This window comes from Streptococcus tangpeifui, assembly GCF_044503215.1.
Classification (GTDB): domain Bacteria; phylum Bacillota; class Bacilli; order Lactobacillales; family Streptococcaceae; genus Streptococcus; species Streptococcus tangpeifui.
Window position 1 is genome coordinate 346355 of the sequence record NZ_CP172427.1, and the last position, 14868, is coordinate 361222.

Annotated in this window: 9 protein-coding genes and 1 pseudogene; 4 read left to right on the forward strand and 6 right to left on the reverse strand. The window is 41.7% G+C overall.

Going from position 1 to position 14868, the window contains the following annotated elements; translation table 11 throughout:
• Positions 1 to 124: 124 nt before the first annotated feature.
• Positions 125 to 1270 carry an acyltransferase family protein gene (locus ACFSN5_RS01765; protein ID WP_165212656.1) on the reverse strand — a complete coding sequence of 382 codons (1146 nt, stop codon included), beginning with the start codon at positions 1268 to 1270 and terminating at the stop codon, positions 125 to 127.
• 710 nt (positions 1271 to 1980) lie between these two features.
• Positions 1981 to 4314 carry a formate C-acetyltransferase gene (gene pflB / locus ACFSN5_RS01770; RefSeq protein WP_165212658.1) on the reverse strand — a complete coding sequence of 778 codons (2334 nt, stop codon included), beginning with the start codon at positions 4312 to 4314 and terminating at the stop codon, positions 1981 to 1983.
• Between the two features lie 233 nt (positions 4315 to 4547).
• Here pflB and dinB point away from each other — a divergent pair, with 233 nt between their 5' ends.
• The gene (gene dinB / locus ACFSN5_RS01775; protein WP_165212668.1) at positions 4548 to 5645 is read left to right on the forward strand and encodes a DNA polymerase IV; all 1098 of its coding nucleotides are present in this window, start codon (positions 4548 to 4550) and stop codon (positions 5643 to 5645) included.
• Between the two features lie 608 nt (positions 5646 to 6253).
• Here dinB and ACFSN5_RS01780 read toward each other — a convergent pair.
• The 4 genes and pseudogenes from ACFSN5_RS01780 to rnhC all read right to left on the reverse strand — a co-directional run bounded on the left by ACFSN5_RS01780 (position 6254) and on the right by rnhC (position 10988).
• The gene (locus tag ACFSN5_RS01780; protein WP_165329326.1) at positions 6254 to 6721 is read right to left on the reverse strand and encodes a hypothetical protein; all 468 of its coding nucleotides are present in this window, start codon (positions 6719 to 6721) and stop codon (positions 6254 to 6256) included.
• Between the two features lie 201 nt (positions 6722 to 6922).
• Positions 6923 to 9229, reverse strand: a pseudogene (locus ACFSN5_RS01785) (ATP-dependent RecD-like DNA helicase); the annotation flags it as partial.
• 172 nt (positions 9230 to 9401) lie between these two features.
• Positions 9402 to 10046, reverse strand: coding sequence for a signal peptidase I (lepB, locus tag ACFSN5_RS01790; protein WP_165212674.1), 645 nt, complete (start codon positions 10044 to 10046; stop codon positions 9402 to 9404).
• 15 nt (positions 10047 to 10061) lie between these two features.
• Positions 10062 to 10988: a ribonuclease HIII gene (gene rnhC, locus ACFSN5_RS01795; protein WP_165212676.1), complete on the reverse strand. Its 927-nt coding sequence runs from the start codon at positions 10986 to 10988 to the stop codon at positions 10062 to 10064.
• Positions 10989 to 11309: 321 nt separating this feature from the next.
• Between rnhC and ACFSN5_RS01800 the strand changes: the two genes are divergently transcribed.
• From ACFSN5_RS01800 to ACFSN5_RS01810, 3 genes are all read left to right on the forward strand, one after another.
• Positions 11310 to 11618, forward strand: coding sequence for a hypothetical protein (locus ACFSN5_RS01800; protein ID WP_165212678.1), 309 nt, complete (start codon positions 11310 to 11312; stop codon positions 11616 to 11618).
• A gap of 3 nt (positions 11619 to 11621) precedes the next feature.
• Positions 11622 to 12140 (forward strand): CvpA family protein, encoded by a 519-nt coding sequence (locus ACFSN5_RS01805; protein ID WP_165212680.1) that lies wholly within the window; start codon positions 11622 to 11624, stop codon positions 12138 to 12140.
• Positions 12141 to 12463: 323 nt separating this feature from the next.
• Positions 12464 to 14815: an endonuclease MutS2 gene (locus tag ACFSN5_RS01810; protein ID WP_165329328.1), complete on the forward strand. Its 2352-nt coding sequence runs from the start codon at positions 12464 to 12466 to the stop codon at positions 14813 to 14815.
• Positions 14816 to 14868 lie beyond the last annotated feature (53 nt).

Here is a 14868-nt window from a genome sequence, read left to right on the forward strand (position 1 = left end):
AGAAGCTAACTGTGACTGTTTTTTAAAAGTTTCATAAAATCCGCTAGGAAGTAGCCTAGCGGATTTTTCTAAAGCTCAAAAATTGCCACAGACTTTGAAAAGGCCCATGGCAAATCTAGCTTATTTATGTTATTTTCTTTTCAGATCTCAACAACAACCATTTGTTTCGTCTCAAAATAAAGTGCAATAGTACATATAAGATATAAGCAAACACACCGGTCGCAAAGGTATAGATAGTCCATTTTATCAACTGGATGATAAAGATTGTTGGACTGGCTGCCAAAGTCGTTACCCAGTCTCTGAGATTCCAAAGTTCGTAATAGAAGCGATTATCATGGATAAGGTAGACCATAAAGGTCGACCGTCCCAAAAAGGCCATTAGTCTACTATCTGGTAGTGACAGGCGTCGGAAGAGTTCAAAAATACAGATAGCAACGATAATAACGACTAAACTACTATTATTAAAGTTAGGAATACGCTGGAGAAAGATTTCTGTAGAGTCACTTTTTATGTAGGTTTGAATCCTAGTTACGACAGTATTATAACCAGAAATCAAAACCAAGACATAAACTAGCATGGGAAGGAGGAATAAAACATAGGTCCGTACTCTGGAAAGGACGTCAAACCTCCTAACAAATCCTGCAAAGGAATAGAGAAAGACTCCTGTCAAGAAGACCTCTAACCCTGTCGCAAAAGATCTCATAATATGATTGGTCCAAGAAAAAGTTATCAGAGCTAAAAAGACAAGAAGAAAACTAGCATACTGCTTATATTCCAGTTGTTTGAGAAACTTATTTAAGAACAGTTTTCCAAAAAGAATCACAACAAAATAATAACCGACAAACCAAAATCGCTCATTGATCCGCATAAATCGCTGGAGACCTGAAAATATATCTGGCCGTAGGTGATGCAGCCAAGGAGAAAGGCAGGTTAATAAGATAGCCGCAAATAAAAGTTGATAGAGCAGCTTCTTAGAAATCTTTCCGATCTGAATAGTATCAGGTTCTCTATTGGCCATAAAATATCCAGAAACCAGAATAAATAAGGCATTGCCAATACTACCAAAGGTCATAATAACATTCAAAATTAGCAGACGAGGGTAGAAGACAGGCTGATTAAAGACTTCTACTGCCTCTCTCCCCAAGTCTTCGGGAGAGACTAGCTGGACTCTGATACAGTGTCTGACAATGTGGTACATAATAATCATAAACAGAGCTACAATACGTAATAACTCGATATTTGCACGTCTTATTTTCTTTTTTGTTTCCATCTTCATTTCTTAATTTACTATTACACCCTCTGCTAAATCATCCCCAGTAAGCAAAACTGGTTATGGATACACAGGGAAAGCCTTGACGAATTAACTTATAGCTGTAAAACTATCAAGTTTCAGTTTTCAGTTTATCAATAATCTGGCTTGACGTCCATTATTAGGTTAAAATCGTTAAAAATGCAGTTGGTAGATTGTAGGTTTGAACTATATTAGATGAGTCCGGAAACTGATTTATTTCGTCATTGATGGTAGCGTTCGTCATTGATAGTAACGCCAAATAACTCAAACTCAGCTTTTGGTTTAAATCTTTTTCCCAATTGTAATAAGGTTGAGCCACGATCTGAAAAGTCTTGAACCTCGCATTATAATCAATCATCCATTGGCGGCCACGAAAAGTGCTTGAGCACTAATCAGCGGGCTAGCCCAAACAGCCTAAACTGATGTTACTTTGTTCAGATGATGCTTGGCACTTAACTTGACTGACAATTCAAACCTAGAAATAATCAAAAAAGGGGAGAATTTTATATACTTTAAAAATCGAAATCATACGTCGGTGTATTGTGTACTTATAATGAAGGGATGAGAGAAATCAGTAATTCAAAGGATTGATTCTCTCTCCCCACCTTTGCCATCTTGTAGACTTGTTGTATTATAAGTAAAGTAAAAGACTCTGCCAAAATGGCAAAGCCTTTTTTTATTAATGGATTTTATTTAGCTTGGCCTGAGAGAGCTTCAGCAGCATCATCCATTGAAAGAACTTCATGGAAGACACGTTGTGTCAATTCAGTCTTTTGTTCCTTAGTCAGGTACTTAGTGTTGACACAGTATCCAGAGATACGAACGATAACATCTTCCCCGCTCATAATCTTGTCGTAGACATCTTTGAGATCCATGACATTGAGGTTGACGTGTTGGCCACCGTTTTCAAAGTAACCATCGAGGATAGTAACCAAGTTATCAACTTGTTCTTCACGAGTCTTACCAAGAGCACGTGGTGAAACTTGGGTTGTCAATGAGATACCATCAGCTGCATAAGCAAAGTCAAGGCTAGCAAGAGAGTTAAGATTTTGCAACCAGCCACCTTTAGCCTTGTTTGATGGGTTGGCACCTGGTGAGAAGAATTCCAACTTAGATAGGTTGACAGTGCCATCTTCGTTGAGGTAAACACCCTTGTGGACTGGTGAGTTACCTGTTTGTTTAGAGTAAGCTACATTAGATGTAATGGTCAAGAGTGATACAGTTGCTTCGGCATTCTTGTAGAGCTTGTGGCTACGAAGACGAGTTGTGTAAGCTTCGATCAACCATTCAGCCAATTCATTAGAACGAGGGTCATCTTCACCCCAACGTGGATAGTCACCAATTGTTTCGTAATCGTAGATGTAGCCATCTTCGTCGCGGATTGGTTTAACAGTAGCATACTTGATGGCAGCCAAAGTATCAACAGTATTGGCAAAACCACAGATACCAAATCCCATGTTAGCCCGTTGATGAGTTGGCAGGAATGCCATTTGAACAGCTTCGTAGTTATATTTATCAGTCATGTAGTGAATGATATTGAGGGCATCTACATAAGTATCAGTCAACCAATCAAGAGATTTTTCGAAATTAGCTTTAACGGTGTCAAAGTCAAGTACGTCGTCACGAATAGGTTCGATATCGAAGACCTTGTAGTCCTTATGAACATCATCATAACCACCATTAAGGCCGGTCAAGAGAGCTTTCAGCACGTTGACACGAGCACCGAAGTATTGGATGTTGTGACGTTGTTCTTCATTTTCTGGGTCGAGCGGTGATACACAGCATGAGATACATGACATTTCACCATACCCATCTTTAGCCATCGTTGTTACACCTTCATATTGGATAGAAGAGTGCTTGTGGCTCATGTGCATACAGTAGTGACGGAAAGCGTATGGTAATTTGTCAGTCCAAAGAACGGTCAAGTTTGGTTCTGGAGCATTGCCGATGTTATCCAAGGTGTTAAGGAAACGATAGTCCATCTTAGTAACACGGTGGCGACCATCTGCTCCCATACCTGCCATAGAGGTTGTGATGAAGGTTGGATCACCTGAGTAGAGCTCATCGTAAGCTTTGGTCCGAGCAAACTTAACAGTACGCAATTTCAGAACGAAATCATCAACAAATTCTTGGATTTCGCTTTCAGTATAAGTGCCGCGAGCCAAGTCACGTTCAGCGTAGATATCAAGAACGATTGGCACACGTCCGAGAGAAGTAGCAGCACCATTGATGACACGGCAGACAGCCATGAAGGCGATATTGGTCCATTGGATAGCTTCCTTAGTATCCATTGCAGGACGACGAACGTCAACACCGTAGAGATCACCTAATTTAACAACATCTTGCAGGGCTTGATATTGCAAGTTAACTTCTTCACGCAGACGAATGGTTTCTTCGTCAATTTCAGTCAAGGCGTTCCAGTCATTAACTTTTTCTTGCATGAGGTAGTCAGCACCATAGAGAGCCAAACGTGCGTAAACCCCAATAATACGACCGCGTGAATAAGCATCTGGCAAACCAGTTACAGTGTGAGCGTGACGGGCACGACGGATGTTGGAAGTATAAGCACGGAAAATACCATCATTGACAGTTGTTGCATATTTGGTAAAGATTTCATGCACTGTTGGATCTGGTTCATATCCATGTTCCTTTAAAGCAGTTTCAGCCATACGGATACCACCCTTTGGCATGAAATTAAGCTTAAAGAGTTCATCATTTTGGATACCGTAGATCAACTCTTGGTCTTTGTCAATATAACCTGCATCAATATCAGCAATTGATGTTGGACGCGTATCCATCGGGAAACGGCCAGTTTCTTCATAGCCAGCTTTCGTATCTTCTACAATTTTTTTGACATGAAGCGTCCGTTCAGTTGGACCAGCTAAGAAGCTTTCGTCACCATCATAAGGGGTGTAGTTATCTTGAACGAAACGAGCAATACTTGCTTTTTCCTTCCAATCAGTTCCTTTAAACCCTTCCCAAGCTTTTTCAAAGACATCAGCATTTGTTTTAACAGTTGCCATAAGACTAAATTCTCCTATTTCTAGTAACATGGTGGCTCTACCACCTGTTACAATTTACAGTATAATAGTAACACAGGGTAACCGTTTTCACAAGGAAAAACGGGAGAATATCCACTTTCTTTTATAATACAGATAGAATTTTTTGCTGAACTGTATTATAAATTTTTCTGCTTGGCTCTTTTGCATGAAAGTTGTATAATAAACTAACTAAGTTGTAGTCAGAAAGGAAACGTATGTTAATTTTTCCCCTCCTTAACGATACCAGTCGAAAAATCATCCATATTGATATGGATGCCTTTTTTGCCTCGGTTGAAGAGCGGGATAATCCTGACCTAGTTGGTAAGCCCGTTATTATCGGGGCTGATCCTAGAAAAACAGGTGGTAGAGGTGTCGTGTCTACCTGTAACTATGAGGCTAGAAAATTTGGTGTACATTCGGCCATGAATTCCAAGGAGGCTTTGGAACGTTGCCCTGAGGCTATTTTCATATCAGGTGACTATCAGAAGTATCGTCAGGTTGGACAGCAGATCCGAGAGATTTTTAAACGCTACACGGATTTGTTCGAACCCATGTCTATAGATGAGGCTTATCTGGATGTCACCGAAAATAAATTAGGGATTAAATCGGCTGTCAAGTTGGCTAAGATGATTCAGTTTGATATCTGGCAGGAAGTCCAGCTGACTTGTTCGGCTGGGGTTTCTTATAATAAGTTTCTGGCTAAATTGGCTAGTGACTATGACAAGCCCCATGGCTTGACCCTGATTTTACCTGATAAGGCTGAGGATTTTTTGAAGGGTCTTCCCATTGAAAAATTTTATGGGGTAGGCAAGCAGTCGGTCAAACGCTTGCATGAGCTAGGGGTTTATACGGGGCAGGATCTCTTGGAGATTCCTGAGATGACCCTGATTGATCACTTTGGACGCTTTGGTTATGACCTTTATCGCAAGGCTAGAGGTATTTCCAACAGTCCCGTTAAACCCAATCGCGTGCGCAAATCCATCGGCAGCGAGCGAACTTACGGAAAGTTACTCCGAAATGATGAAGACATTAAGGCTGAAATTTCCAAACATGTCAAGAGAGTCGCTGATACCTTAGAGCGACACAGTAAGCAGGGCAAGGTTATTGTTCTAAAAGTCCGCTATTCAGATTTTTCTACCCTAACAAAACGTCACAGTCTGGAGCTAGCCACACAGAATAGGGAACAAATCGAAAAGGAAGCTTATGCTATCTTTGCGGAACTGGAAGAAGAATCCAGTCTGGGTATCCGTCTCCTCGGTGTTACCGTAACAGATTTAGAGGATACAGGAGCCAGTGAAATGACTTTGTTTTAGCTGTTATTGCCTAACGAAGTGAAAAACTGCTTGTCTCAATTGTGTGAGACAAGCAGTTTTTTATGGAACTTTCCTTGTAAAGGGATGATTAAAATTCTGGTAATAAGTAATACAAAGATTAGAAAATCACTGTTATCAGAAAGCTAGTAAAGTCTAAATTAGAGAAAGGGAACAAACCAAATTAATAAGAGGTTTGTTCCCTTAACTTTTCTCGTAGGTGATTCTAGCTCTCAATCAGGAAGCTTAATAATAGAATAGGCTGGAATGATTAGCCCTTTTGAACCTTGAGCGGATTTTTGAGAAAAGTATCGAACTTATACTCTCTTAATCAAGCAGCGCAATCAATAGTTTAGTGACGATGGCAAAACTGCTAATCCAATAAAAGTCAACGCTATTGCGAGCAATATTAAGAGGTTGGCTAGGGAGAGTAGATTGCCTTTGTCAGTGATAATAATAAATTCTGTTAAGCAGACGGCAGCAATTATGCAGAGAAATAATGTTAGATATCAATTGAAGAAAGGAAGGCGTCAAGGGAGATGAACTGAAAGGATCATTATTATTTTGACACCAAAGTTTATGATGTTTTGAAAGAATCTGTGAACCAAGACTTAGTTTAAGGCATTGAGCAGTTTGGCTGAGCGACGGCTATTGATATAAAGTGGCAGATAGAAGAGTTGCAAGACCATGTTGAGATTGAGTCCGACAGCCATGAGGTCGGCAAAAATATTGATGAAAAAGAGGCTGTACCCCAGCATATAAGGAAGTTCTGAAAGGTTGTCCTTCCGTTTGAAGCGAATGTGATTTCTAAAGGCCAAGCTCATGATAGCAATGTTAAAAATAATATTGACACAATGATTGAACTGAACGCTGGTCGTGACCGAATGCAATATCTCTTTAATATAAGCTAAATCGGCCTGACTCAGTCCGCTATCCTGATAGATGCCTGACTTGAGTCCAAAGTGCAACATTAGCAGTCCCAGCAGGGCCAGAATATTTAGTACTAAATTAATTAAGTGGAGGATGGCTACGGTACGGTTGGATTTCCTAAAGATCGTTTGTATGTCTTTGATGGGCATATTAGTCTCCTGAGTTTATGAATGGTTCTTAAAAAAGTTGGCAATATCGGCTTGGCTGATGCCGATCATGGGGGCAATGGTGAGCAGATTGTCCTCGGTTAAACGATAGATTTCTGGAGCAGTTTTTATGTTTTCTTCTGACAGCAGTCCGGTACCTGTAGTCCCATTAAACTCTGCTCTTCCCATATCTGAAGTTGAAGCAGAACCAGTTTTCTTTGGCTTGTTATCAAGATCCTGCGATAGTGGAGCTTCGGCTTGAACTTTTGTCTGGGAAATTTTCTCATTGCGGTCAGTTGGGTTAAAACGTTGGACAAGATAGGTTTTGCGCTGAGTTCCCTGATTTTTAACAGCATAATCAAAAGCAGACATCTCTCCCAACATGATCAGCTTACTCTTGGAACGGGTGATAGCTGTGTAGATGAGATTGCGCTGGAGCATACGACCGCTCTGGCGCGTGAGAGGCAGAATAACTACCTGAAACTCACTTCCTTGGGATTTATGGATAGACATAGCATAGGCTAGGGTGATTTTGTGCCATTCATTGCGGGGATAAACCACTTGGCTGCCATCAAAATCTAGCCAGATTTCATCCTGTTTACTCTCGGTATATTTTCCGGGAATCAAGTCAGTAATATAGCCGATATCACCGTTGAAGACATTGAGCTCAGCATCGTTAATCAGGTGGAGGACCTTGTCATTTTTTCTGAACTTTAGGTCGTTAAAGAGAAACTGACTGTTTCCGTCTTTTAAGGGATTGAGTAGTTCCTGCATAAGAGTGTTAAGATTAGTAATTCCCGCTTGACCGCGGTACATAGGAGCCAGAATTTGGATTTCCTGAGCTTTGATGCCGCTGCGGATAGCAGAGCTAACAATCTGTTGGACCATACTAGGAATATGATTAGCTTGAGATTCAAAATAGGAGCGATCGGCTTTTTTAGCTGTAAAGTCATCCGGCAGCTGTCCTTGACGAATCTGACTGGCTAGGGTGACGATAGTGGAATCTTCTGACTGACGAAAAATTTTTGTCAAAGTTACTTGGGGCAAACCAGCAATTTTTAAGAGATCTGCCAAAACTTGTCCAGGGCCAACAGAAGGCAACTGATCACTATCGCCAACGATAATGATTTGAGTATTACTTGAGATAGCGGTAAACAATTGATTGGCTAACCAAGTATCCACCATGGAAAATTCATCAATAATAATTAGATCGCAGTCCAGATAGTCATCTAAAGCCTGAAAATTGCTGTCATCAGTGGTCAAGCCTAGATGGCGGTGGATAGTAGCTGCTGGCAGACCAGTCAGTTCACTCATCCGTCGGCTGGCTCGACCGGTAGGAGCAGCCAGTATGATAGGAATATCTCCCTTATGGAGGTCAATTTGATTGAGCTCGGCATAGGTCTTAATTAGTCCCTTGATGACAGTAGTTTTACCAGTACCAGGACCCCCTGTCAAGAGAAAAATCTTACTGGTCAGAGCTTTGACAATGGCTTGCTTTTGACTGTCATCGTAATGGACCCCCAGTTCGGTTTGAACAGTCATCAGTTCTTCTTCAATTTGCTGAGCTTGATAGTCTTGCTTGAGGGGAAAGTCGAGAATCCGCCGGAGGTTGTTTTTGATTCCTTCTTCGGCGTAGAAAAGAGTGTTATCAAAAATGCGGGTTTCTATATTTTGTACCTTGTCTTCGGCAATTAAATTGGTTAATTCATTAGCGACTAGAGCTGGATTTAGTTCTATCTGACGGGCCTCTTCTAGTAGATTGACGGCATTTTCTAGTAAGTCACGCGCCTCGACATAGGTGTCTCCTCTTTCCAGCGAAGTTTCGGTTAGGCTGTGGACAAGGGCGGCTCGGAAACGTTGAGGAGAGTCGCTCTCGATGCCCAGCTGTTCAGCGAGGTTATCCGCAATTTTAAAACCAATCCCTTTGATATCTTCAACCAGCTGGTAGGGATTTTCTTGAATGATATCCAGAGTTTCTTCTTTATAACTGTCATAGATGTCCAGCGCCTGACGGTTGCTGAGGCCAAACTCAGCTAGCTTTGAGAGAATTTGTTCTGTTCCATAATTGGCTCTCAATCTGGCTAGAAAGTTGGCTCGATTGGCCTTAGAGAGACCTGCAATAGCTTCTAATTTTTCAGGCTGGGCCAGAATTTTGTCAATGGTATTGTCATCACCATAAGTCTCGACAATCCTTTGGGCGGTTTTTTTCCCAATACCTTTAAAGTTATCGCTAGAAAAATATTTGATGAGACCGGCCGAGGTTAACTGGGCTCGCTCATAGCGACTGGCTTTGAGCTGTTCTCCGTACTTGGGGTGCTGGGTCAGCTGGCCCCAAAAGGTATAATCTTCGCCTTCTATGATATCTGCCATAGTACCCGTTATGATGATTTCAAAGTCATCATAATCGGAAGCATTAGTTTCTTCGATTTCGAGCAGGAGAATTTTAAAGAAGTTACTGGCATTTTCAAAGATGATGCGATCAACAGTTCCTGAAAAGTAGAGTTCCGTCATGATTGTTTTCCTTGCTTGTTTGCCTAATTCAGGGGTTGTTTTCTTCTGGGTTAGTTTTATAAATTTTCTTGAACTTTGAGAGATAGTTTAGATTATTATAGCGGCTGCCTTAGCAAAAAAGAGGGGGCGGGGAGACGCAGCTGGGCGCCGTCTCCCCGCCCCCTCTTATCATTTATTCTGGATTACCAATTTCGGTCAGAGGCCAGAAACGGAATTTCACTTCCCCGATGATGCTGTCTTCTTTAAAGGTTCCAACTGCTCGGCTATCTTTGGAAACGATGCGATCATCGCCTAAGAGTAAGTAGGATCCCTTAGGCACCTTGACCGTGAAGCTGGCGTTGCCTTCTTTGTCAACAGTAAAGGCCTGAGCTGACCGAGCTAATTGTTGAAAGTAGCTATTGTAGCTGTAGGTTGACTGCAACTTATCCTGAGCAAATTTTGTTTGGTAGCTCTTGAGATAAGCTTCCTTGACTGTCTTACCATTAACGGTTAATTTGTCATGATCGTAGGTGATGGTATCGCCAGGCATCCCAATGACGCGCTTGACAATTTGCTTAGATCTGCCGCTTTCTGTTTCTTTGGCAACGACAATGTCAAAGCGGTCAATTTTGGCAGTCCTAGCGACGAAAAGCCTTTGGTGGCCGGCTAGGGTTGGGTCCATAGAATGACCATCAACAGTTACGAGAGTCCAGAGAAAGATACGACTGAGGAGGATAGCGATTATAATGATGAGAAGGACTCCCCACTCCTTCATAAAGTAGAGAAAAGGGGAATCAAAGTAACTAATTGTTTTTTTCTTAGATGTAATAGCAGACATGCGGTGTGAAATCCTTTAGTTATTATTCAATAATTTTTGTGCTTTTTTCGTATTGGCAAAATGGAGCTTGGCACAGTGCTCCAATCCTTGCATACCATAAGCAGCCAGTATCTGACTGGCTACCTTGTCCGACTTAGAACCTGCTCCACTGGGTAACGAGTAGCCCAGGTCGTCTCCTAGTTTTTTAAGACTTTCGAGGAAGAGGTTGCGGGCGATAATAGAGCTGACAGCAACGGCCAGATATTTTCTTTCGGCTTTTTCTTCAAGGGTGAGTGGATTGTTGAACTGATTGCGCTCATTTTTTAGGTATTTATTGTAGTTATCCTGACTAGTGAAGGCGTCGATGACAATCTTATCAGGCTTAGGAACTTCCTGCAGGAGGAGGTAGATCGCTTGATTATGTAAGGCCACCTTGACTGATACAGCGTTGTGAGGCTTTCCGGGACCTACCACTTCATTGTACTTAGCTGGAGATAGAAGCAAGGCCTTGTGCGGAATTTTTTCCTCCAAGATAGGAGCAATTGTTTGAATTTTTTGGTCGGTTAAAATCTTGGAATCCGCTACGCCTAAATTTTTAAGCAGAGAATGGTCAGCTGGTTTGACCAGACTGGCTACAACGGCCAGACCTCCAAAATAAGAGCCGTTGCCAACCTCGTCAGAACCAATCAGAGACAAATTTTGTTGGTTTTGATTGATTCCCTTTGTTTGACTGGCTTTGATTGGAGACCTGTCATCTTCTTGATAACCAAATGCTTGAGCAAGGCTCAAAGCCTCCTTACCTTGAAAGACGATCTTGCCAGAAGTGTAGACAAGGACGGTCGTATTCTTGTGTTTAGCTGCAAAGCTGACGTAAGGATTCTTGTTAGCGATTTGGTAGTCAGCCAGCTCAGTCGTAAGACTATTTATCGACCTTTGGTCCATTTTCATGACAAGTGTATCCATGAGGACTATTTTATCACAAATGCCCCAGTCGTGATAGCTAGAAGTAGGAAAATTTAGAAAAGATTGACGTGTTATTATTTTCATGATTGGCTTATGCATGAAGTTTATCAATTTAAAAAATTCAATGACTTAGAAGCTGCCGACTAAAATTTTTTCACCAACAGGCCATAGTCTTCTTAATAGAATGAATGGTCGGTCAGGGCTCTCAAACTGGTCTGATTTTTAGAAAAACAGTTAGCTTAGATAAGGAGTGAAGGTCTATTGTTTAGCCATTGTCTAAAGGCTAAAATTACGGTATAATGACAGGCAAAGAGGTGCTCTATGACAAAGACAAAAAATCGCTATAAATTTACATTTGGACAAAAACCTTTGACCTTGACCACAGATAAAGATAATCTGTTCATGGAAGAAGTTGAACGAGTGGCGCGTGAAAAGTATGACAGTATCAAGGAAGCCTTGCCAACAGCTGATGATGAGACGATTGCTATTTTAATGGCTATCAATTCTCTGTCAACTCAGCTCAGCCGCGAGATTGAGTTCGACAAAAAAGAAGCAGAACTGGATGCTCTACGTAAGAAGACTTTGACTAATATCAAGGGACGTAAGGCCAACAAGACTCATGGAGAATAATTGATGGTTTCACTGGTGATTCTCCTTATTTTGGCATGGAATTTTTACCTTGGCTATAGTCGAGGTCTTTTCTTGCAGGCTTTTTATTTTTTGGCTAGTTTGGTCGCTATTATTGTAGCGAGTATTTTTAAGACTAAGTTAGCCCAGGCACTCTATCTCTGGGTTCCCTATGCGAACCCAACACAGGGAGGTCAGATGAGCTTTTTTACCTCTGAGAATGTTTTCGAACTCAATCGACTTTATTATGCAGGGGTAGCCTTTCTCATCATTTACTTGGCTGTTTATTTAATATTTCGCTTTTTTGGGATTTTTGCTCATGCTTTTGAATATTCACGTTTGGAGGAGTTAGCCTACCAGCGGTCAATTGCAGGTGGGCTGGCTGTTCTGATTACCGCCTTTGGTCTAGCAACATTTTTCACCATTCTAGCCACTGTGCCTATGACGAATCTGCAAAATTTCTTAGCCGATAATTGGCTGCTTAAGTTACTGATTATGATATTCCCCAAGGCTTTATTTAGATAAGAAGGTCAAGCTACTAATTTCAAAAATCATAATCATCTGTTTAGACGAGAGATTATGATTTTTTAACACTTTTTGAATTTCTTAGGGGGATTAATAAGAAAGTCAGATTTTATAGGGGCTGTAGTGAATCTGTAAGCTTATGGTAGCTATTGTGCGGAAGCTAATAAAATTTCAAGGTTGGGACAAAAGTCCTGCTTTTTTTATGCGCAATCTTCAGAGATTACAATATTTTGTGGAGGATGACTAAACCATTATGACTGTTTGTCTCATTCTCAATATTTCGTTGGTTCTGATTTTCTTAGGGAATTTGTTATAATAACCGTATGAACACAAAAATTTTAGAGGCCTTGGAATTTGCTAAGGTTAAAAATCAATTTGAACCCTACTTACAGACAGAAGTCGCTCAAGAGGAGTTGCGTGCTTTACTGCCTGAAACCAATCGGGAAAAGATTGAGCGCTCCTTTGCAGAAATTGCTGATATGCAAGCCATTTTTGTGGAATATCATAGCTTTTCAATTGGTGCTATCAGGAGTTTGGCTGAGCCCTTAAGACGTTTAGAGCTGGAGGCAGACCTTAATGTTGATGAACTTTTGGCTGTTAAGCGAGTCTTAGAGGTATCTTCAGAAATCGGTCGTTTTTATGAAAATCTGGAAAATGTTGAACTTTCCGCTCTCAGCCGTCTTTTTGAGAATCTGGAGGCTTTTCCTAGATTGCAGGGAAATTTACAGGCTGTTAATGATGGTGGTTTTATTGAAGATTTTGCCAGTTCAAGTTTGAGCCAGATTCGCCGCCGCATTCATCGAGGAGAGAGTCAGGTTCGGCAAATCTTACAAGACTTGGTCAAGTCCAAGTCGGATATGTTGGCAGAAAATCTGATTGCCAGCCGTAACGGTCGGTCTGTCTTGCCTGTTCGCAACACCTATCGCAATAAGATAGCTGGAGTTGTCCATGATATTTCAGCTTCGGGAACGACAGTTTATATCGAGCCTCGGGCTGTGGTGCAACTTAATGAAGATATCACTCAAGCCAGAGCAGATGAGCGGCATGAATTGCATCGGATTTTGCGGGAATTGTCAGACTTGCTTCGCCCTCATACCCATACTATTCGTAACAATGCTTGGCTGATTGGGCATTTGGATTTCGTGCGTGCTAAATATCTCTACATGCAGGAGCATCAGGCTAGCCTGCCCAGTCTGTCAGAGGATAAGACGGTCAACTTACTCAATGTCCGTCATCCTTTGCTGGTCAATCCTGTTGCCAATGACCTTCACTTTTCTAAAAATCTCTCTGTCATTGTTATTACCGGTCCCAATACAGGTGGTAAGACGATCATGCTTAAGACCTTGGGGTTGTGTCAAATTATGGCTCAGTCCGGTTTACCAATTCTAGCGGATCCAGGCAGCAAGGTAGCCCTCTTCAAGGAAATCTTTGCAGATATCGGTGATGAGCAGTCGATTGAGCAAAGCCTGTCAACCTTCTCTAGTCACATGGGACATATTGTTGATATTTTGAATCGGGCTGATCATCAGAGTCTTGTCCTGCTCGATGAATTGGGAGCAGGAACCGATCCTCAGGAAGGTGCCAGTTTAGCTATGGCTATTTTAGAGCACTTGCGTCTCAGCGATATCAAAACCATGGCCACGACCCATTATCCTGAGCTTAAGGCTTACGGAATTGAAACTGCTCATGTCCAAAATGCCAGTATGGCGTTCGATATAGACAGCCTCAGACCAACTTACCATTTTATGCAGGGGGTTCCGGGACGTTCCAATGCCTTTGAGATTGCTAGACGTCTGGGGTTGTCTAAGGTCATCGTAGATGATGCTGAACAGATGACTAACCGAGACAGTGATACCAATGCTATTATTGAGCAGCTGGAGACCCAAACAGCTGAAAGCCGTAAGCGTTTGGATCATATTAGAGAAGTTGAACAAGAAAATCTTAAATTTAATCGGGTAGTCAAAAAGCTTTACAATGAATTTTCGCATGCTTATGATAAGGAATTGAAGAAGGCTCAAGATGAGATTCGTCGGTTGGTAGCTAGAGCGACGGACGAGAGCAACCAAATTCTTAAAAATCTTAGCGACCGTTCGCAGCTTAAACCGCATGAGGTGATTGAAGCTAAGGGCAAACTTAAGAAATTGGCACCAAGTGAAGATCTTTCTAAAAATAAGGTTTTACGTAAGGCTAAGAAACAAAAGGCAGCGCGTGCGCCTAAAGTGGGAGATGATATCATCGTTATCGCTTATGGTCAGCGTGGAACTCTTATCAATCAGCTCAAGGATGGTCGTTGGGAGGCTCAAGTTGGCTTGATTAAAATGACCCTAAGGGAAGCTGAGTTCAATCTAGTGAAACATCAGGAAAGTCAGAAAGCCCGTAAGAAAAAACAAGTTAATGTTGTCAAGAGGTCTGCTAGTAAAGGACCTAAAGGACCACATGCCCGTTTGGATCTCCGTGGCAAGCGCTATGAAGAGGCTATGCAGGAGCTGGATGACTTTATTGATCAGGCTCTTCTCAACAATATGGCTCAAGTTGATATTATTCATGGCATCGGTACCGGTGTCATCCGTGAAGGTGTGACCAAGTACCTGCGTAGCCATCGTCATGTCAAGAGTTTTGGCTATGCGCCTCAAAATGCAGGTGGTTCGGGCTGTACTATTGCTAACTTAGGTTAAACAATGGTAAATAAAATGACAGCTGGCTTAGGCAGCGCCAGCTGTCATGCTAA

Excerpts from the sequence above, each read along its gene's own strand:
- ACFSN5_RS01765 (WP_165212656.1), bottom strand. The coding sequence starts at position 1,270 with ATGGAAACAAAAAAGAAAATAAGACGTGCAAATATCGAGTTATTACGT.
- pflB (WP_165212658.1), bottom strand. The coding sequence starts at position 4,314 with ATGGCAACTGTTAAAACAAATGCTGATGTCTTTGAAAAAGCTTGGGAA.
- dinB (WP_165212668.1), top strand. The coding sequence starts at position 4,548 with ATGTTAATTTTTCCCCTCCTTAACGATACCAGTCGAAAAATCATCCAT.
- ACFSN5_RS01780 (WP_165329326.1), bottom strand. The coding sequence starts at position 6,721 with ATGCCCATCAAAGACATACAAACGATCTTTAGGAAATCCAACCGTACC.
- lepB (WP_165212674.1), bottom strand. The coding sequence starts at position 10,046 with ATGTCTGCTATTACATCTAAGAAAAAAACAATTAGTTACTTTGATTCC.
- rnhC (WP_165212676.1), bottom strand. The coding sequence starts at position 10,988 with ATGGATACACTTGTCATGAAAATGGACCAAAGGTCGATAAATAGTCTT.
- ACFSN5_RS01800 (WP_165212678.1), top strand. The coding sequence starts at position 11,310 with ATGACAAAGACAAAAAATCGCTATAAATTTACATTTGGACAAAAACCT.
- ACFSN5_RS01805 (WP_165212680.1), top strand. The coding sequence starts at position 11,622 with ATGGTTTCACTGGTGATTCTCCTTATTTTGGCATGGAATTTTTACCTT.
- ACFSN5_RS01810 (WP_165329328.1), top strand. The coding sequence starts at position 12,464 with ATGAACACAAAAATTTTAGAGGCCTTGGAATTTGCTAAGGTTAAAAAT.